Genomic DNA, 18,795 nt, shown 5'->3' on the forward strand with positions numbered 1-18,795 from the left:
TATAGCATATTCTCAGAAAATGTAAACCCTTTCTTTTAAGAAAATGGTTATTTTTCAATTATTTTTCTAGCCAAGAAGTTGCTGTTTGAGACAAGACTGCATCAAGTCCCTCAATATTTTCACGACCAACAGTACGTAACCATTCACGTGCAGCTTCTTCACCCTGTTCAATATAGACTGGCACAACACCCGCCCACGTCGCACGACCGCAGAGAACACCGTTAAATTTAGCACCTGCAGCATGTGCAAACACTAGTGTATCTTGGAAAAGCTTAGCAGAAACACCTGCACTTAGATAAATGTATGGCAAATGAGTTGATGCTTCTTGCTGACGGAAATATTCAGCTGCTTCTTCTTTTGTATAGACGACTTCCCCTGTTCCAAAGCCTTCTACAAAATTCATGTTCACAGGTACTTCTACCTTGAGAACATCCACTCCAAAGCGTTCATCCGAAAATACTTTCATAGCCTCATTTACTTTTCGAGGTTTGACTTTTGCAAATTCCACACTGGCATTGTCTTCAATCGTTTCATCATAGCTCAAAATTTCTAAGAAGAATGGTAAACCTTCAGCCTGACATTCTGAACCCAATCGTTCAATATAGGCATGTTTTTGAAGGTTGACATATTGGTCTCCATCAACATCATAATAGAGTAAGAACTTGATAGCATCTGCCCCTTCTTCTTTTAGTCGTTTTACAGACCACTCTACTAGGCAATCTGGTAAGCGACTAGTAGAGCTGGTATCATAGCCAGTTTTTTCATAAGCTAGGAGCAAACCGCACTGTTCGTCACGGGCGCGTGATGCTGGCAAACCAAATTCAGGATCTAACAGAATTGAGGAAGAAAACTGTGTTAATTCTTCTGAAACTAGTTTCTTTAGTTCTTCCATCTGCTCCACAGTAGGCTCTTCTGTCTGATATTTTGCCATCATTTTTTTCAGGGCTCCACGTTGATCAAAAGCTAAAGCTGAAATAATACCTGCTTCATTGCTTACTTTTTCCATGTATTTTCTTTTGTCTGCTGTTACTACCATATTATACCTCTTCGACTTCGATTTGAGAATACAACGATTCTGCATTTTCTAAATTGACGTAACCCGTCTGTTCTTCCTGGGCATTTAACATGCCTAAAACATTAGCATTTTTTAATAATTCTGCTTCAGGTAAAGCATGTACCAAACCTGCTGCAATACCTGCAACAGTTGAATCTCCTGATCCTACTGGATTGACGACTTTTATTTTTGGAATTCTGACACGATAGAACTTGTCATTGTGCTTGGCAAAAGCCCCCTGTGCTCCTAATGAGACGACTATCCAATCAATTCCTTGGAAAAGTTGACCAGACAAAACTGATTTCAACTCTTGAATATCATCAGTAACTTCTTTACCAATCAGTTGTGATAACTCCTCTGTATTCGGCTTAATAACTGTCGGCTTCTGCTGACTTTCTAAAACGTTTTTCAGCGCCTCACCAGAACAATCCAGAACAACAGCTACACCGTATTTTTTACAAAGTTCTACAATCTCAACATAATAATTGCTAGCAAGTCCCTTAGGCAAACTTCCTGAAATAACAACTACATCTACATTGTTCAGGACGATTTCAAGGTGTTCGATAAAATTCAAGGCTTCATGTTCTTGAATAGTTGGGCCTTGTTCTAAAATCTCCGTCTGTTTGCCATCATGAAGAACCGCAATACAGTTACGTGTTTCGCTCCCAATTTCCACAAAGGAGTTTTTAACATCATTTCGAGTGAGTTGTTTCTTGACATAGCTTCCAATCTCACCGCCAATAAAACCTGTTGCTACAACATCTTCACCAATTTGTTTCAAAACTCGTGTGACATTGAGCCCCTTGCCTCCAGCTGTTTTTTGAACTTTTTCTACTCGATTGACCGTATCCAAATGAAAGGTATCCAATTGATAGGCAATATCAACTGACGGATTTAAAGTGATTGTCAAAATCATGTGAGCCTCCTAGTCGTGGTATTCTCCACGATCCCACTTTTCAAGAAATTCAGTAAAGAACTCTGGATTAGCCTGCTCTTGATTGAGCGTTTCAACTGCAGCAATCTTTTCAATCAAACGTTTGTTTGCTTCAGTTGGTTTATATTCTGCTTTAATGAAGGCTTCAATGATATCGCACATGAGCAACTCACCTGTAATCTTTCCTCCAAAACCAATGACGTTGGCATTTAACTCTTCTTTTGCATAGAGTGCAGAGGTCATATCACGAACCAGGGCTGATCGAACACCAGGAACCTTGTTTACAGCATTGTTGATTCCAACACCTGTTCCACAAATACAAATTCCCAAATCTGCTTGTCCGCTTGCAACAGCTTCACCAACTTTTTTACCAAAGATTGGGTAATGAGTACGAACATTGTCATAAGTCCCAAAGTCCAATACTTCATATCCTTGATTTTTCAAATAATCTACCACAGCGATTTTTTCATAGGTTACAATGTGGTCACAACCGATTGCAATTTTCATCTCTTATTCTCCTTTGTTTACAACAATTAGCACATTTTATTTAGCATATCGACACGAATTTGGTGACGGCCACCATCATACTCACCTTCAACAAATCCTTTAACGATATTTTTAGCAATTCCTTCTCCTACAATCTCACTACCGATTGTAATAATACGCGAATTGTTATGTCCTCTTGTCATATAGGCAGAACGTTCGTCTGAAACTTCTGCAGCGATCATGCCTTTGACTTTAGTTGCGGTCATAAATGGACCAACACCATAAGCATCAATCACAATGCCAAGATTTCCTTCCTCTTGATTAACTTCTGCAACTACTGCCAAAGTTGTATCAACAAAATCACTTCCATCACTGACATCTTTAAAGTCATATGATTTTTCTAGCAAATAATCTTTAATAACGTCTTTTAGTTTTGAACCCGCTGGATCAGCACCGATAATGATTGTCATAACCTATCTCCTAACAAAAATAGAAAGTTGTAGCCATATTTGGCAGAAAATCTTTGTTTTGCAAAACTTAGAAAAAGCGTTTTCGCTTTTTTATGTTTAAATTATACAACTAAACAAACATAAAGTCAACATATTTTGTTTTATTTTTGTTTATTTTTTTCGTATGCAAACAAAAAACCAACATTTCACTGTTGATTTTGATAACTTTATGATTTTGTAGTGATAATTTCGATGCGCTTACGTAATAATTGGTAATTTTCATCCTTTGCATTCATATCTGTTACTAGTGCAGTTACATCATTCAAATCACAAAAGGAAGTAAAATCATCTTTTCCAATTTTTGAGGCATCCAGCAGTAGATATTTTTCTAAAGAATGTTTAATGGCAATATTTTGCGTATAGGCTTCAGCTAGAGTAGAGGTCATGACATCAGTTCCCTTAAGTCCGTTACCTGAAAAGAAAATTTTGCTGAATCGCATTTTTTCTAAACTTGTATTGGTAATTTCTCCTACAAAAGATTCTGTCACTTGGCGATATTCTCCTCCCAAGAGAAAGACTTGAAAATCCTCAGTCTTCTTTTGTGATAGGATGGTAAAAACAGGCATACAGTTTGTGATGACTGTTAGGCGAGGATTTTTAATGGCCTCAGCCAGAAAGGCCACTGTTGTTCCTGGACCTAAAAATACCGTGTCTCCATCTTCTATCAGCTGTGCAGCCCTTTCCGCTATCTCTTGCTTGGCTTCCTTATTCTGAATGTGTTTCTCAGAATGGGAATATTCCCGATATTGAAAAGCCTTATTACTTCTAGCACCGCCGTGAATTTTTGTTAAGACACCTTGCTCTTCCAGTTCAATAAAATCACGTCGCACAGTCATATCAGTAACATTTAGCAATTCTACTATCTCAGAAATTCGAACTGTGCCTTTTTTGTTTACCAATCGTGTAATTTCTTCTAGTCGTTCTCGTTTATTCATGTTTAATCCTTTGTTGTTTTTTTACATTATATCAAAAATAAACAAGAATATGTTGGAATTTTGAACATTTATTACAATTTGAATAGAGACTTAACCTTTTTAAAAATCCGTTATTCTATTATGTAGTAAAGGTACTATTTCACCAAATTCCTTTTTTATTAATATTATAGAGGTAATTAATCTCTAGCAAATTATGTCCGACTGCAATTCATTATAACTTATAATATCAAATGGGAACTCTACAAAGTTAGACCTTATTATTTTATTTGTAAGGAAATATGATTTTAAACAATAAAAGAACTCTACCTTTTTAGATAAATATATCATTTGGATATTGAAGTTAAGCCCTGTCATCATTTCGATGGCAAGGCTTTTTTATATTTGGTACACTAACTTCTTATCTATATTTTGGTGGAGCTGAAGTTGACATCTACAAAGTTTAATGTTAAAATTCATTCAAAAATATATTTGAATGAGGTATTTTATGATTCAAAATGTTGTTACTTCAATAATCCTTTATTCTGGGACAGCCGTAGACTTACTTATTATCCTAATGTTATTTTTTGCCAAAAGAAAAAGCAGAAAAGACATCATTAACATCTATTTAGGACAATTTCTAGGCTCCGTTAGTCTAATATTGCTAAGTTTACTTTTTGCATTTGTCTTAGATTATATTCCTAGTAAAGAGATTTTAGGTTTGCTCGGTTTGATTCCAATTTTCCTAGGCCTCAAAGTTTTGCTTTTAGGAGATTCTGATGGAGAAGCTCTTGCCAGAGAAGGTTTGAGCAAAGATAATAAAAACCTGATTTTTCTAGTCGCTATGATTACTTTTGCAAGTTGTGGTGCTGATAATATTGGTGTCTTTGTCCCATATTTTACTACCTTAAATTTAGCGAATTTGATAGTTGCTTTACTTACCTTTCTAGTCATGATTTATCTCTTGGTTTTTTCTGCCCAAAAATTGGCACAAGTCCCTTCTGTTGGAGAAACTTTGGAAAAATATAGCAGATGGTTTATTGCCGTTGTTTATTTAGGATTGGGGATATATATCCTGATTGAAAACAACAGTTTTGACATGCTATGGACTGTGTTAGGCTAGGAGAAAATATTTTGAAAAAAGATAGTATCTGCCATGTGAATGTTATAAATCAAAAAAATGTTACAACCGCAACGAACTACCTTGAAAAGGAAAAAGTCCAAAAATCACTTCGCATTTTATCAAAGTTTACCGATAATAAACAGATAAATATCATCTTTTATCTCCTTGCCGTTGAAGAACTCTGTGTCTGCGATATAGCCTGTTTACTAAATCTCAGTATGGCATCTGCCTCCCACCATCTTCGTAAACTAGCCAATCAAAACATCTTGGACACTAGAAGAGAGGGGAAAATTATATATTATTTTATAAAAGACGAGGAAATCAGAGATTTTTTTAATCAACTAGGATAACAACTATTTTTACTACTTTTCCATGTTTATAGGGCTTATCTATGAAATTTTTTGATGAAAATTACTCACAAGAAATACCTACTCGTATCAAATGTTTAAGAAAAAAGTATAATTTAAAGCAAAGTGACCTAGGAAATGCAGGTCAAGTGAGCCAAGTTGAAAAGGGAAAGCGACAAGTTACCGCTTCAATATTGCTTTATTACTCTTGATAAATCACAATTTAGTGGTAACATCCGTATGTGCTTATTTTAGAATAAGTAATGAAGAATTCATCAATTCACAAACATACACTTCGTAACTGTATCTGAGAGGAATATCTTAACCTTCCCCCTCCCCATCCGCTGGCACAAGTTTAAAGTCTATTTTCTTGAAATTTTCATGAAAATGGTTTAAAATAGCTAACTGGAGGAAAAAACATGTCTAAAAAGTTTTTAGCCGAATTTATCGGTACATTTATGTTAGTCTTTATCGGGACTGGCGCTGTTGTTTTTGGTAATGGGGTAGATGGTCTTGGTCATCTTGGAATTGCATTTGCCTTTGGTCTTTCTATTGTAGCAGCCGCTTACAGTATCGGTACTGTTTCAGGTGCACATTTGAACCCTGCTGTTTCATTGGCTATGTTCATCAACAAGCGTTTGAATGCACAAGAATTTGCTACTTACGTGGCTGCACAAGTTTTGGGAGCAATCCTTGCCTCATCAACCTTGAGTTTCTTCTTGTCAAATGCTGGACTTTCAACAGCAAGTTTAGGAGAAAATGGATTTACAACTGTAAATGCCGCAGGTGCTTTCTTGTTTGAAACAATTGCAACCTTTATCTTTGTTTTGGTTATCGTTACAATAACTTCAGCAAGCAAGGGCAACGGAAAAATTGCAGGTCTTGTTATCGGCTTGACTTTAACTTTGCTCATCATCTTGGGCTTGAACGTGACAGGTCTTTCAGTTAACCCAGCACGTAGCTTGGCGCCAGCTCTTTTTGTAGGTGGAACTGCCCTTAGCCAAGTTTGGGTCTTTATCCTTGCTCCGCTAGTTGGTGCTGCTCTTGCTGCGCTTGTAGGTCAACATTTATTGGAAACTGAAAAATAAGTTCAACGTCATTTGGGACGTTAACAAAAACAGAAAACTTCGCTCATCTGGGCGAAGTTTTTTGATTTATGATTTCTATAAAACGATAGGTAAATTGGGCCGTCATTCCCCAGATATTTTCTGGTAGATTTTCATAAAATGGGACGGAGCGTTTATGATGACTGAAAGGATAGTCAACCCCACCTCTCAAACGTTCAAAGGGAAAGTCACAATCTGGGACAATCTGTGAATCCAGTTGATAATAGACAGGGGCCGTTTTCAGCAAGGTTTCTAGTGGAACTGTAAAGAATCGAGCTACTTCGTCATTGGGTTGAAGGGTCTGCCAATCCAGGTGAAGTCGACCGACAAAACAGCGAATCGTCGAGCGACCGAAAACGAGATAATCGATTTCTCCCAGCAACTCAACTTGTTCCTGTTGAATGTCAAGTTCTTCGATAACCTCACGAATGGCTGCTTCCTCTGCTGTCTCGCCTTCATCAATTCCGCCACCTGGAAAGGAAACTTCTCCCGGTTGAGAAATGGACTCGCTCCGAATCTCATATAAGACCTGCCACTGATTGTCTGACCAGACTAAGGGCAAGAAGACTGCATAAGAACGTTTTTCACCCAATGGCTGGGGCTGATAGTCTTTCAATAATGCCTGCAATTGATCAGTCATGGCAACTCCTTACTAACTAGTGATTTATGTTTATTTTAACGAATTTTGTGGCATCTGGCAAGAACTTTGTCTAGATAAAAAACTGAGAAGTTTCCTTCTCAGTCTAGTCGTTTATTTCCCTTTTAACATGCCCATAATGCCACGAGTTACCACGCGCCCAACTTCCCGTCCGACCTGACTCATCAGGTTCTTGGTAAAACGATCCATCATGGAATCTGTTTTGCGACTGGCTGATTGGCTGGCTTTTTGAGTCGCCTTAGCCGCTTCTTTCTGGGCTTTCTCTTCCATTTTCGCGGCTGCCTTAGCTTCTTTTTCTGCCTGTTTTTCCGCCTCGGCCCGCTCTGCTTTTTTGATGAGTTCGGCTTCTTTAGCCTCTGTCATGGCTAAAATCTGCTCATGGGCTGACTCACGATTGACCACGTCAGCATATTTTTCCATCAAAGGAGAATTATTGATAACTGATAAGAGGGCGCTTGGCTCCACCGTTCCCAGCATACTCTTTGGAGGATAAATCAATACTCGATCCGCAAAGCTTGGTGTCCCGTCAGCTTGCAGAGTAGACACAACCGCTTCACCTACCTGCAATTCCTGAATGACCTTGGCCAAATCCTCATCACCTTCTTGACGGAAGGTTTCGGCAACAGTCGCGACTGTCTTGAGCTCTTTTGGTGTAAAGGCGCGAAGACCATGCTGGATACGATTTCCTAACTGGGCTGCCACGCTATCAGGAATATCCGTCGGATTCTGCGTTACAAAGAAGACACCTACACCTTTTGAACGAATCAAACGGACAATCAATTCAATCTTTTCAAGAAGAACTTTTGGAGCATCTTTGAAGAGAACATGAGCCTCGTCAAAGAAGAAGACCATCTTAGGCTTGTCCAAATCACCCACCTCAGGTAACACTTCATAGAGTTCTGACAAAAGGCTGAGCAGGACTGTCGAATAAAGAGTTGGTTGATTGAACAGCTCAGTAGCTTGAAGGACGTTAATAACACCACGACCATCTTCTGCTGTACGCATCAAATCAGCAATGTCAAGACTTGGCTCACCGAAGAAAATCTTACCACCTTGTTGCTCCAAAACAACCAGACTACGCAAGATGGCTCCAACCGAACGAGCTGGAATATTTCCATAATACTGGCTCAGCTCTGCCGCATTTTCAGCCACAAAATTGAGCATAGCCCGCAGGTCCATCAAATCAATCAAGAGAAGCCCACGCTCATCTGCTACACTAAATACGATATTTAGTATAGATTCTTGAGTGTCATTCAAGCCAAGCAAGCGCGTCAATAAGACAGGTCCCAGCTCTGAAATGGTCATGCGGACAGGCGTCCCATTTTCCCCCAAGACATCCCACAACTCAACTGGATAACCGACTGGGCTATAGTCAAGATAGCGAGTCCTCTCTAGACGACTAGGATCAATCTCCTTGGTATTGGCCGCAACCAAACTATTCAAATCACCCTTGATGTCCGACAGAAAGACAGGAATGCCCGCATCACTCAACTGCTCCGCCAAGACCTTTAATGTCACTGTCTTACCCGTACCCGTAGCACCTGCGATAATTCCATGACGATTGAGCCGCTTGAGCTGCATCTCCGCTCGACTGCTTCCATAGCCAATAGCAATAACATCTGACATATTCTAGCCTCATTTCCGATTTTTCTATCCTTATTGTAGCATAACTTTTAGGAAAATAGCAGAGCAGACAACCTAGCTTCTACCATAAAATGAACAATATAGATTGGCGGACTTGACATGATTTTCAGACAAACAAAGGTCATCTGTAAATTGAGAACGGTTACTTGACATTTTTACCGAAAAACACTTACATTTTCAATCATTTTCTGTTATACTCTCTTATTGTGAGAACATTCTCAAATACGTTTTAAAATACAAAGGGGATTATTATGGCAGCACAACAAGATTCGCTGATTTATAATATCGATAAAAGTATCAAGAAAAAAGCAGACTTGATCGAAAGCAACTACTTTGCCTATGCTATTCGTGCAATCATGGCTAGTGTCTATCTAGCAATCGGACTGGCTATCTCTGTTTATACGGCTGACAAGCTCAATCATATCGTTCCAGATTTAGGAAAATTCAGTTACGCTTTGATGTTTGGCTGGTGCTTGGTCATGATTTTGTATATGAACGCTGAGCTTGGTACTTCAAACATGATGTATATGACTTCTGCCATTCACCGCAAGGTTATCCCAACTAAGACTGCTTTGAAAATCTTGGCAACATGTATTTTCTTCAACTTTGTCGGTGCGGTTATCGTCTGCTACCTCTTGTCTTTGACCTTACCATACCAACATATTGATCCACATAGCTACTTGTTAGAAGCAACCGTTGCTAAATTGGCTAAGACACCATTGACACAGTTTGTAGAAGGTATCTTTGCCAATATCGTTGTAAACATTGCTGTGTTTGTTACCATGCGTATGAAAGACGATGCTGGTCGTGTTATCTCATTGATCTTCATCATCTTTATCTTCGCTTTCCTTGGCTTTGAGCACGTTATCGCAAACTTCTCTACCTTCTCACTCGCCTTCTTCTCAAACGGTGGTCCAGTCGAAGGAATGAATGTATTGAGTGTATTAAGCAACTTCCTATTCTCAGGACTCGGAAACTACGTTGGTGGTGGTCTCTTGATCGGTCTTCTTTATAGCTGGTTGAGTGATAAATCAAAACTTTACGTTGACTAATATGAATTCTTACGGTTGGAAATCCAACCGTATTTTTTTTATTTTATCTTGTATATCTACTTGACAATTTATTTTTGTAGGTGTATATTTAATATATAACAAAATTTGATATATACGACTGAACACTATATATCAAAACCGAACCTAACTAACAACAAAGGAAAGGAGCGTCCTATGCATTTTCCAGTCCCCGCAGTGCTGACAGAATTTCTTATCCTGGCTATTTTGGAATCCGATGATTCTTATGGCTATGAAATCTGTCAGACCATCAAACTGATTGCCAATATCAAGGAGTCAGCCCTCTATCCCATCCTAAAACGATTGGAGCAAAATGACTTTTTGACTACTTATTCCCAAGAATATCAGGGTCGTATGCGCAAGTATTATAGCCTAACTCAGTTAGGTCACGAAGAATTGGTTCGACTCAAAGATGACTGGGATACCTATACAAACACGATAAACGGCATCATAGAAGGGAGCGTCCGCCATGACAAGAACTGAATACATGGAGCAGTTAGAAAAATATCTCAAAAAACTGCCCCACAAGGAATACTTCGAAGCCATCAACTTCTTTAATGAATACTTTGACGAGGCTGGACCAGAACGGGAAGCAGACATTATCGAAGAACTAGGCTCACCAAAAGAAGCTGCCAGCGAACTCATTAACAACATGCTCAACAAGCAAATCCAGGAGGAGAAGGATCAGCAAGAACCTATCCAACTCAACTGGAAACTCTGGGTTGGTCTGGGAGCCTTAAGTATGACAGGTCTCTTCTCTTTCTTCCTACTCTTTATCATGGGAGAGTTTATTGGAGTCATTCCTCTGTTTGCGACCCTTATCCTAGGCGCCTTTTTCCTCGGTCGCTACTTCCGTAATTTTAGCCAAACGAAACGAACGCTCTGGTTGGCTATCCTAGCTGTCATTTCCCTGCCTATCGCCATTCCACTTTTGCTCATTCTCCTAGCTAGTCTATTGGGATTGGTGGCGCTCATCTTGGCCCTCATTGTCGGTGCCTTTGTTTTGGGTGTCGGACTTCTCACCAGCGGTGGCTATCTGATTTGGGAAGCCTTTAGCCTTATGTCAGAAGGATTCAATATCTTCCTAATGGGGTTTGGCTCAGGTTTATCTTTGATTGGCGGAGCTATTCTCATCTACATCTTGACTGGATTTTTTGCCTACTGGTCTTGGCGCTTGGTCAAGGCTTGCTTCAAATGGATCTTGAAACGAGGTAAACGAGCATGAAAAAGAAACTAACCCTGGCCCTTATTATCGGCTTTGTCAGCCTGATTGCTGGCTTGATTCTAGCAGGCATTGGATTTTTCACAGGTGGAATGACTCGGCTGGAAGAGGTGGCTGCTCCAACGGAAGTCCATAAGACCTTCACAGATTTGAATACCATTAAAATTGATTTTATCCCCCATAGCGTCTACATCAAAGAGTCTAGTGATAACAACTATCATGTGACCTATGCCAACTCCGACAACAATATCCAAAAACCTCTAAAACTCAGTGAGAAAGACGGCGTCTTAACCCTCTCTGCACAGGAACTAAAATTTGCCATTGAGGGAATCATGCAGTATCTGGGAGAAAGGTTGGCTCAACGAGATGTTGATGTTAACTATGTCACCATTGAAATTCCAAAGGGAGAAACCTTAAATAAATTAGAGGGTTATACACTAAATCTCTATAGCAATAGTACATTAGAACTGGAAGATGTCCATATCAAAGAAATCAACATTACAGGAAGCATCTACATGAATGGAAGTCAAATTGACAGCGGCCATATCCAGACCAATTCTTTCAATTCATTTGAATCTACCCTTAAAAACCTTGAAATATCAGGCTCAGATGCAATGATTAACCTTTCTGGAGTAACTCTGGAAAATGTAAAAATTGAAGATTATTATGACCTGTCTGCTATAGAGGCCACTTTCAAAGGAAATAACATTCTTACTCCTTCGAAGACCAACTCCTACAATCACACTCGATTGGACTTGACCGAGCAAAGCCTACAAGACATCAATCTCGCTATTAGCACCCAGTTTGATCTAATGGCACTAGCTCAAAATCAAGGCTACTACGCAGAAAATGAGAAAGAGCTAGAAGGAATGATGGGGGACCTGACCCATCTCGAAAAGCAATTTGAAACCATGGGTATTCACACTAGAGGAGTCTATGAAAAACTTTCTGTCAAAAAAGAAGACCGGAAACAAAGTTTGACCCTGGAAAACAAAAGCAGTAAAAATAGCCTGACCATTGATGCCGTCAATGCAACCATAGCTTTCGAAGAATCAAAATAAATTAAGAAAACCAACTGTTCACATGGAGCAGTTGGTTTTCTAATTATTCATTATTCTGATTATAAATCAAGAGACCTAGTCCCATAAATCCTACTAAGAAGAGGCTCAGTATCCAAACTTGATGACTACTATTTCCAATCATAGAAATGGTTTGACGAAGACCTGAAACAGAATAGGTCATTGGAAGATAGGGCTGAATGACTTGGAAGAAGCGTGGGCTGAGTTCAATTGGGTAGGTCCCTGCACTCGAGCCAAGCTGTAGTAACAAGATAATTAAACTGGCAAAGGAACCGAACCGATTGTTCCAACCCACCAGGGCTGTAACGAGGGCCATGAAGGTCCAAGAAGCTAAGAGGATTAATCCCAAGGTTGCCATTGGATGAGCCTGTTCGATTCCAATCAAGCGAAGAACACCGTACAAAATCACTGCTGCTAGACTGGCAATAATACCATTAAGCAAGAGTTTTCCTTTGGCCCAGTCCCAACGATTCTTGTAGGAGCGATTATCAATGTGTTTGACAAAAATAACATTGGCAGATAAGGCTGCAACCATTAGGGCAACAGACACCATGTAAGGAGCCATGCCGACTCCGTTGGTCTTCACATCATCTTGGTCACTGTGTTCCAAGGTGACTGGTTGAGAAACTGCTTGTGCATTTTTGTCTTCTACAGATACGACTGATAGTTGTTGACTGGCTGAGCTGAGTGAATTCGTTAGGGTCTCACTACCTGTACGAAGACTGGAAATCCCACTTGTAAGGGTTTGTCCGCCACTGGCCAATTGATCTGCACCTGCAATTAATTGCTGACTACCAGAAGCCAGTTGTCCTGAACCACTGACAAGCTGATTGGAGTTGGAGGCCAATGTTGCCAATCCTGATGTTAACTGGCCACCTCCTGATTGGATACTACTGTTGTTTACAACCAACTGAGCTCCACCCTCTGCTAATTGGGCAACACCTGCGGTATAGGCCGTTACTCCTGACATGAGCTGACTTGCTCCATTTGATAATTGCGTTTGAAGTTGACTCACACCACTCGTCAAGGCTTGAGTTCCTGGTAGAACTTGTTGGTTCAAGGCGGTATTGACCTGACTCAAACCACTTGATAGGTTTTCAATGGCTGTTGTGGCACCTGGCAATGCTTGATTGGCAGCCGTGTTGATCTGACCGACAGCTGATTGTAGCTGGCTCATTTGTGTAGCCATGCCAGAAAGGCTTTGTAGGCTAGATAAGGCTTGACTGAGTTGAGACAATTGACCCAGAATCGTTTGGGCTACTGTCACTGTTGTCGAAGGTGAATTTTGGAGAGCTCCAACCAATTCAGCTTGCTGATCAGCTGTCAAGTTTTGATAGGTAGCTGTTGCTTGCAAGGCTTCAATGCTGGCTGTTTTATCAGCTTGGGCTGCTGTCAACAAGCCTTGAGCCTGAGCCCCCATCTCCGTCAAGAGATTGGATAAACTGCTTGTATCTACTGTAAGTCCTCCGATACTTGATAGGCTATCGTTTAATTGATTGATGGCCGCCTGCAACTGAGGAAGTCCAGTCAAGAGTGCTTGTATCTGACTAGACTGTTCAGCAGACAAACTGGTTGAACTAGCGAGTTGCTCCAAGCCTGCCTGCAATTGATTGGCCCCTGTTACCAATTGTTCAACCTGACTTGCTCCTGATTGCAATTGTCCCACTCCAGCGATGAGCTGAGAGGAATTGGCATTTAATTGCTCCGCACCTGAAGCAAGACTTGCTACCCCATTTGTGTAGGTCGTTAAGCCACTGGACAGTGTTTGACTGCCTATCGCAGCCTGATTAACTCCATCTGTGTAAGACACTACTCCGGTGGCCAATTGATTTGCTCCTGTCACGAGTGCTTGACCCGAAGTCGTTAAAGTAGTCAGCCCATTTGAGAGTGTTTGACTGCCTGATTCCAATTGACTAGCACCATTTGTTAATTGTTGGCTACCATCTGCCGCCTCGACCATGCCGTTTTGAATTTCTCTCATACTGTCAAATACAGCAGTTGTGTATGTTTCGGTAATCGTCTCTGAAACAGATGTCTTTAATTTCTCCATAGCTGATTCGCCCATCTTAGAAGCAACAAAGCTATGACCTTTGGAGGTTTGATAAGAAATCGTTAGTGGTTCAGGCTGATCCGTCAAGAGACTAGATGCTTTTTCCGATAAATCTTCTGGTAGAGTGATGACCATATAATAGTCCCCTTCTTCCAAACCTTTTTCCGCATCCTTTTCTGATACAAAGTGGAAATCCAGACTTTGGCTCTCTTTCATATTATCCACCATATCATCACCAATGGTGAGGGTTTTATCTTGAAAGCTCGCCGATTGGTCTTGATTGACAACTGCTACAGGCAGCTGGTCTAGTCGACCGTAAGGGTCCCACATTGAGGTTAGGAAACTAATGTTATATAAGGCTGGGACACAGGCAACACCGAGAATGGTAACCAGAGTCATTGGTTTTTTGAAAATATTTTTTACTTTTTGTAACATAAGCAACTCCTTTAGACATACTGTCCAAAAACTGATAAAATACATTATACAAGTATCATTTTCAAAATCAAGTCAGAAGAACTGTTTTTAGACACTGTGTCTAAAAATGTTCAAAAGGAGAAAATATGGGGACAGATAATCGAAAAGAACGGACACGTCAGGCAATTTTAGAAGCAATGGTAACCTGCCTGGAGTCACAAGGATTTAATGACATTACAACAACACACCTAGCCCAGACTGCTGGTATCAGTCGTTCCAGTTTTTATACCCACTATAAGGATAAATATGAATTGATTGACTCCTATCAACAGGGACTTTTTCACAAACTAGAGGCTATATTTGACCGTTATGATGGCAATCGCCAATCACTTTTCTTAGAAATCTTTGACTTACTTTACCGCGAAAAATTACTTTCAGCCCTATTAACTCACAATGGCACACAAGAAATCCAAAATTTCTTGATTAACAAAGTCAGATTGCTGGTCGCAAATGATTTGGCTGAGCGTTTGGGGAAAGAAGATCTATCACCACTTGAAAAAGAATACCGTAGTATTTATTTTTCACATGCCTTCTTCGGTATCATGCAGGTATGGATAAAAAATGGGAAGCAAGAATCACCTCAATTCATGACGGATTTTCTAATCAAAATGTTACCGTAATCATTATTTTCTGCCTTCACAACTTAAGAAATATGGTATAATAGCTATATCGTGCAAACGTTTTCTTAAAAGGAGATAATGAAATGATTCAGGCAGAGCATCTATCAAAAACCTATTCTATCGTTAATAAGGAAGTGGGACTCAAAGGCTCGATAAAGGCTTTTTTCAAGCCCAAGAAAAAGGCCATTCCTGCTGTTCAAGACATTTCCTTACAAGTGAGAAGAGGAGAAATTATCGGCTATATCGGCTCCAATGGTTCCGGTAAGTCGACCACCATTAAAATGCTGACAGGTGTTCTCTATCCAGACCAGGGTTCCGTCCGCATCAATGGGCTCAACCCTCAAGAAAACCGTAAAGCTGTCAACAAGCAAATCGGCGTTCTCTTTGGGCAAAAATCCCATCTGGACTGGAACTTGCCTGTGCAAGAATCTTTTATCCTTCACGCAAAAATATATGATGTTCCAGACAAGGTATTCAAAGAGCGATTGACTGTCTTGATCGAGCTATTGGACTTGGCAGACATCATGAAGCAACCGATTCGTAATCTGTCACTCGGCCAACGGGTTCGCTGTGAATTTGCGGCTATCTTTATCCACCAGCCTGCCGTTGTCTTTTTGGACGAGCCGACCATCGGCTTGGATGCCAGCGTCAAGGAGACCATTCGCTCCTTCATCCGATATATGAATCAAGAATACCAGACCACCTTTTTGATTACTTCCCATGATATGAAGGACATCGAGAGCCTCTGTGAGCGAATTTTTATCATTGATAAGGGCAAGAAGGTCTACGATGGTTCTCTGACAGTCCTAAAGGAACGCTTTTCCACAGTGAAAACCATTCTCTTTTCCACAGAAAAACCAATTGAAAAAAACTTGCAATTGGAGGGCTGGGAATTTGAGCAGTTGGATGACTTCCATTTTGAAATCCATTATCAAAGCAAGCTTTGGACCAGCGCCCAGGTGATTGAGCAAGTTTTCAATCATTATGCCATTGAAGATGTCACCATGAAGGAATTGGAAATCGAAACCATGGTCCGCCAAATTTATGAGGAGGGTATCCATGCGTAAATATCTCTACATGACCCGCCTGACCATGATGAATGCTATGCAGTATAAGGCATTCTTTCTAGCGACTTTCGTTTCACTGGCAGTGAAGATTTTGGTAGCTCTCTATGTCTGGAAAACCATTTTCTTCACTCAACCAGAAGTCAATGGCTTTACCCTACAAACCTTTACTACATACATCATCTTTGCTAATCTACTAGCTAGTTTAAATTCTTTCTCACTCGGAGAAGATTTGTCCTATAGCATTCTAAAAGGAAGCATTGCGGGGGAGTTTCTCAGACCCTATTCCTTTATCCTAGCCCTCTTTTTCAAGGATCTTGGCAATAAACTCCTGGAACTGATAAAATTTGCTATCGTATTTATCGGTATTCTACTTGTTCATCAAGATTTCTACCTGCCTGATGGCCAGACCATTTTGCTCTTTCTAGTCAGCTCCATCCTCGGTATGTTTATCGTTCAACTACTGGATATGGCATTCGGTTTTTTGGCATTTTTTACTGTTAATGCCTGGGGAGTGATGCTCCTACGAATGGGACTTTTCAATCTAGCCTCTGGAGCACTCTTGCCACTCAGCTTCTATCCACAGGCTGTGGAAAACTTTTTGAAACTCCTTCCCTATAATTATGCGGTTAACGTTCCAGTTTCCATTTTACTAGGACAGGAAAGCGATCTAACTGCTTTGGGATTGCAAGTTATATGGATACCCATTCTAGCCTGCTTCATCGCTCTACTTTGGTCCCAGGCTAAACGCCGCATTGTCATTTTTGGAGGTTAACATGAAGAAATATATCAGCCTCTATCTATATAATATCAAGGTCTACATGATGGCCCAGATGTCCTTTCGGGTGGACTTCTTCATCGGACTTTTCTCCTCGTTGATTGAACAAATTGTCTACCTGATTTTCCTCAATATTCTCTTTGGAAATATCAAGGAAATCGCTGGTTTCAACTACGGTCAAATGCTTTTTATCTATGGAATAGCGACCGTCGGACGCTCCATTCACCTGATATTCTTTGACAATCTCTGGATGTTTGGCAGTCGCTATATCCGACAAGGCGAATTTGAACGCCTCCTCCTCATGCCTGTGAACCCACTTTTTCAACTTATCTGTGAACGAATTCAACCTCAAGGAATCGGAACAACCCTCATCGGTTCCCTTGCACTAGTCCAAGCTTCAAATGAGCTAGGCATGGAATGGAGTCTTGGAAAACTAGCCTTACTAATCTTTATTGCCATTTGTATCGGCCTACTCTATGCAGCCATTCAACTCGGTCCAACCGCTCTAGCATTTTGGATTGTGGAATCATTTCCTTTGACTATGGGAATTTTCGCCCTCAATCAGATGGCTCAATACCCACTCAATATCTATCCAAAAATCATTCAAATCCTGCTGATATTTGTTTTCCCTTATGCTTTTACAGCCTATTTCCCAGCCCTCTACTTCTTAGACTTGTCTATGTGGGGACTGGCTCTGCCACTAGTTGTCCTAGTTCTATTTACCATCAACTACAAACTCTTCCGCTACGGCATGACCAAATTTACCAGCGTAGGAAATTAAAAAAGCTAGAGTTCTCAATACTGAGAATGCTAGCTTTTTCTTTATCACTGTAAAACAAGTTCCTCAAGCACCTGAAATACACCAGCTTCCAAATGGCTTGGAGCCATGTATTTGGCAACCGCCTTGACCTTGTCTGTCGCATTTTCCATGGCATAGGAATACCCAACATAGGACAATAACTCAATATCATTGTCTGAATCACCGAAGGCCATTACCTGTTCAGGTTCGATATCTAGACCGGTCAAAATCTGTTCCAAGCCCCATGCCTTATGAATCCCTTCTGGCAATATATCAATGGAGCCATAGCCACTTGTCACTGCAGTAAGACGACCTTGAAAAGCCTGGTTAAACTCTTCCGTTATCGACTCCACACGCGCTTCCGGAACCCAGATACCAACCTTGTATATTGACTCTGAAACTGGATAGGCACTGAGGTCGTCTAAATAGGTCACACGATTTTGGAAGGCAGCCATCTGAGCTGGTTCTATTGGCAAATCCGTCCCTGCAAACGGCATACCTGCCCCAGCCTGCATATAAATATTTCCATCGTTCGACAACATCAGACATACATCCGCCCAACGGCCTTTGAAAAAATGCAGTATTGCTTCGACTTCCACTTGCTGAATAGCTCGACGAATTACTGTCTTGCCATTTTTATAGACATGAGCGCCATTATCCGCTACAAAGATTAATCTGTCTTCAAATCCTTGGCATAATTGTAGTAATCGCCCAATTCCATTGCCACTAGCGATAACAAAAGGAATCTTTTTCTGATCTAGTTGATCCAAAACCCGTGAAAATCGCTCTCTATCAAAACTCCCCTGACCATCTAAAAAGGTCCCATCCATGTCTGTTGCAATTAATCGAACTGTCATCTTCTCTCTC

The 18,795-nt window shown here is 40.5% G+C and carries 21 protein-coding genes and 1 pseudogene; 12 read left to right on the forward strand and 10 right to left on the reverse strand.

The window, feature by feature from the left end; genetic code table 11:
• Window positions 1-58: 58 nt before the first annotated feature.
• From lacD to NOL38_RS07760, 6 genes and pseudogenes are all read right to left on the reverse strand, one after another.
• Window positions 59-1,036, reverse strand: a complete 978-nt coding sequence (lacD, locus tag NOL38_RS07735; RefSeq protein WP_277941859.1) for a tagatose-bisphosphate aldolase — start codon at window positions 1,034-1,036, stop codon at window positions 59-61.
• A gap of 1 nt (window position 1,037) precedes the next feature.
• On the reverse strand, window positions 1,038-1,970 hold the full coding sequence (locus tag NOL38_RS07740) for a tagatose-6-phosphate kinase (RefSeq protein WP_277941860.1): 933 nt from the start codon (window positions 1,968-1,970) through the stop codon (window positions 1,038-1,040).
• Window positions 1,971-1,979: 9 nt separating this feature from the next.
• The gene (gene lacB / locus NOL38_RS07745; protein ID WP_002941130.1) at window positions 1,980-2,495 is read right to left on the reverse strand and encodes a galactose-6-phosphate isomerase subunit LacB; all 516 of its coding nucleotides are present in this window, start codon (window positions 2,493-2,495) and stop codon (window positions 1,980-1,982) included.
• A 26-nt stretch (window positions 2,496-2,521) separates the two neighbouring features.
• The gene (gene lacA, locus NOL38_RS07750) at window positions 2,522-2,944 is read right to left on the reverse strand and encodes a galactose-6-phosphate isomerase subunit LacA (protein WP_002941127.1); all 423 of its coding nucleotides are present in this window, start codon (window positions 2,942-2,944) and stop codon (window positions 2,522-2,524) included.
• A 206-nt stretch (window positions 2,945-3,150) separates the two neighbouring features.
• Window positions 3,151-3,918, reverse strand: a complete 768-nt coding sequence (locus NOL38_RS07755; RefSeq protein WP_257384700.1) for a DeoR/GlpR family DNA-binding transcription regulator — start codon at window positions 3,916-3,918, stop codon at window positions 3,151-3,153.
• 306 nt (window positions 3,919-4,224) lie between these two features.
• Window positions 4,225-4,374 (reverse strand): annotated as a pseudogene (locus tag NOL38_RS07760) (FanG protein); the annotation flags it as partial.
• A gap of 28 nt (window positions 4,375-4,402) precedes the next feature.
• On the opposite strand from NOL38_RS07760, the gene NOL38_RS07765 reads away from it, so the two are divergent.
• The 4 genes from NOL38_RS07765 to NOL38_RS07780 all read left to right on the forward strand — a co-directional run bounded on the left by NOL38_RS07765 (window position 4,403) and on the right by NOL38_RS07780 (window position 6,452).
• Complete coding sequence (locus NOL38_RS07765) at window positions 4,403-5,017, forward strand: CadD family cadmium resistance transporter (protein ID WP_277941861.1); 615 nt, start codon at window positions 4,403-4,405, stop codon at window positions 5,015-5,017.
• A gap of 11 nt (window positions 5,018-5,028) precedes the next feature.
• On the forward strand, window positions 5,029-5,367 hold the full coding sequence (gene cadX / locus NOL38_RS07770) for a Cd(II)/Zn(II)-sensing metalloregulatory transcriptional regulator CadX (protein WP_238716734.1): 339 nt from the start codon (window positions 5,029-5,031) through the stop codon (window positions 5,365-5,367).
• A 41-nt stretch (window positions 5,368-5,408) separates the two neighbouring features.
• Window positions 5,409-5,576, forward strand: coding sequence for a helix-turn-helix domain-containing protein (locus NOL38_RS07775; RefSeq protein ID WP_171992907.1), 168 nt, complete (start codon window positions 5,409-5,411; stop codon window positions 5,574-5,576).
• A gap of 207 nt (window positions 5,577-5,783) precedes the next feature.
• The gene (locus tag NOL38_RS07780; RefSeq protein ID WP_277941862.1) at window positions 5,784-6,452 is read left to right on the forward strand and encodes an MIP/aquaporin family protein; all 669 of its coding nucleotides are present in this window, start codon (window positions 5,784-5,786) and stop codon (window positions 6,450-6,452) included.
• 43 nt (window positions 6,453-6,495) lie between these two features.
• On the opposite strand, the gene NOL38_RS07785 is transcribed toward NOL38_RS07780, so the two are convergent.
• Together NOL38_RS07785 and NOL38_RS07790 are read right to left on the reverse strand one after the other, a co-directional pair.
• Complete coding sequence (locus NOL38_RS07785) at window positions 6,496-7,110, reverse strand: NUDIX hydrolase (protein WP_277941863.1); 615 nt, start codon at window positions 7,108-7,110, stop codon at window positions 6,496-6,498.
• Between the two features lie 111 nt (window positions 7,111-7,221).
• Window positions 7,222-8,754 carry a helicase HerA-like domain-containing protein gene (locus tag NOL38_RS07790; protein WP_277941864.1) on the reverse strand — a complete coding sequence of 511 codons (1,533 nt, stop codon included), beginning with the start codon at window positions 8,752-8,754 and terminating at the stop codon, window positions 7,222-7,224.
• A 269-nt stretch (window positions 8,755-9,023) separates the two neighbouring features.
• On the opposite strand from NOL38_RS07790, the gene NOL38_RS07795 reads away from it, so the two are divergent.
• The 4 genes from NOL38_RS07795 to NOL38_RS07810 all read left to right on the forward strand — a co-directional run bounded on the left by NOL38_RS07795 (window position 9,024) and on the right by NOL38_RS07810 (window position 12,125).
• The gene (locus tag NOL38_RS07795; RefSeq protein ID WP_277941865.1) at window positions 9,024-9,824 is read left to right on the forward strand and encodes a formate/nitrite transporter family protein; all 801 of its coding nucleotides are present in this window, start codon (window positions 9,024-9,026) and stop codon (window positions 9,822-9,824) included.
• 174 nt (window positions 9,825-9,998) lie between these two features.
• Window positions 9,999-10,325: a PadR family transcriptional regulator gene (locus NOL38_RS07800; RefSeq protein ID WP_277941866.1), complete on the forward strand. Its 327-nt coding sequence runs from the start codon at window positions 9,999-10,001 to the stop codon at window positions 10,323-10,325.
• On the forward strand, window positions 10,312-11,067 hold the full coding sequence (locus NOL38_RS07805) for a DUF1700 domain-containing protein (protein WP_277941867.1): 756 nt from the start codon (window positions 10,312-10,314) through the stop codon (window positions 11,065-11,067). Before NOL38_RS07800 ends, NOL38_RS07805 begins: the two co-directional genes overlap by 14 nt.
• On the forward strand, window positions 11,064-12,125 hold the full coding sequence (locus NOL38_RS07810) for a DUF4097 family beta strand repeat-containing protein (protein WP_277941868.1): 1,062 nt from the start codon (window positions 11,064-11,066) through the stop codon (window positions 12,123-12,125). The genes NOL38_RS07805 and NOL38_RS07810 overlap by 4 nt, the downstream gene beginning before the upstream one ends.
• A 43-nt stretch (window positions 12,126-12,168) precedes the next feature.
• On the opposite strand, the gene NOL38_RS07815 is transcribed toward NOL38_RS07810, so the two are convergent.
• Window positions 12,169-14,628, reverse strand: coding sequence for a YhgE/Pip domain-containing protein (locus NOL38_RS07815; RefSeq protein ID WP_277941869.1), 2,460 nt, complete (start codon window positions 14,626-14,628; stop codon window positions 12,169-12,171).
• A 125-nt stretch (window positions 14,629-14,753) separates the two neighbouring features.
• On the opposite strand from NOL38_RS07815, the gene NOL38_RS07820 reads away from it, so the two are divergent.
• From NOL38_RS07820 to NOL38_RS07835, 4 genes are all read left to right on the forward strand, one after another.
• Window positions 14,754-15,287, forward strand: a complete 534-nt coding sequence (locus NOL38_RS07820) for a TetR/AcrR family transcriptional regulator (RefSeq protein ID WP_044672300.1) — start codon at window positions 14,754-14,756, stop codon at window positions 15,285-15,287.
• 83 nt (window positions 15,288-15,370) lie between these two features.
• Window positions 15,371-16,354: an ABC transporter ATP-binding protein gene (locus NOL38_RS07825; protein WP_277941870.1), complete on the forward strand. Its 984-nt coding sequence runs from the start codon at window positions 15,371-15,373 to the stop codon at window positions 16,352-16,354.
• Window positions 16,347-17,126 carry an ABC transporter permease gene (locus tag NOL38_RS07830; RefSeq protein WP_208572943.1) on the forward strand — a complete coding sequence of 260 codons (780 nt, stop codon included), beginning with the start codon at window positions 16,347-16,349 and terminating at the stop codon, window positions 17,124-17,126. Before NOL38_RS07825 ends, NOL38_RS07830 begins: the two co-directional genes overlap by 8 nt.
• Window position 17,127: 1 nt before the next feature.
• The gene (locus NOL38_RS07835) at window positions 17,128-17,910 is read left to right on the forward strand and encodes an ABC transporter permease (protein ID WP_125183366.1); all 783 of its coding nucleotides are present in this window, start codon (window positions 17,128-17,130) and stop codon (window positions 17,908-17,910) included.
• Between the two features lie 44 nt (window positions 17,911-17,954).
• On the opposite strand, the gene NOL38_RS07840 is transcribed toward NOL38_RS07835, so the two are convergent.
• Window positions 17,955-18,785 (reverse strand): Cof-type HAD-IIB family hydrolase, encoded by an 831-nt coding sequence (locus NOL38_RS07840; RefSeq protein ID WP_277941871.1) that lies wholly within the window; start codon window positions 18,783-18,785, stop codon window positions 17,955-17,957.
• Window positions 18,786-18,795: the final 10 nt, after the last annotated feature.

This window comes from Streptococcus suis (genome assembly GCF_029616525.1).
GTDB classification, from domain to species: Bacteria; Bacillota; Bacilli; order Lactobacillales; family Streptococcaceae; genus Streptococcus; species Streptococcus suis_AF.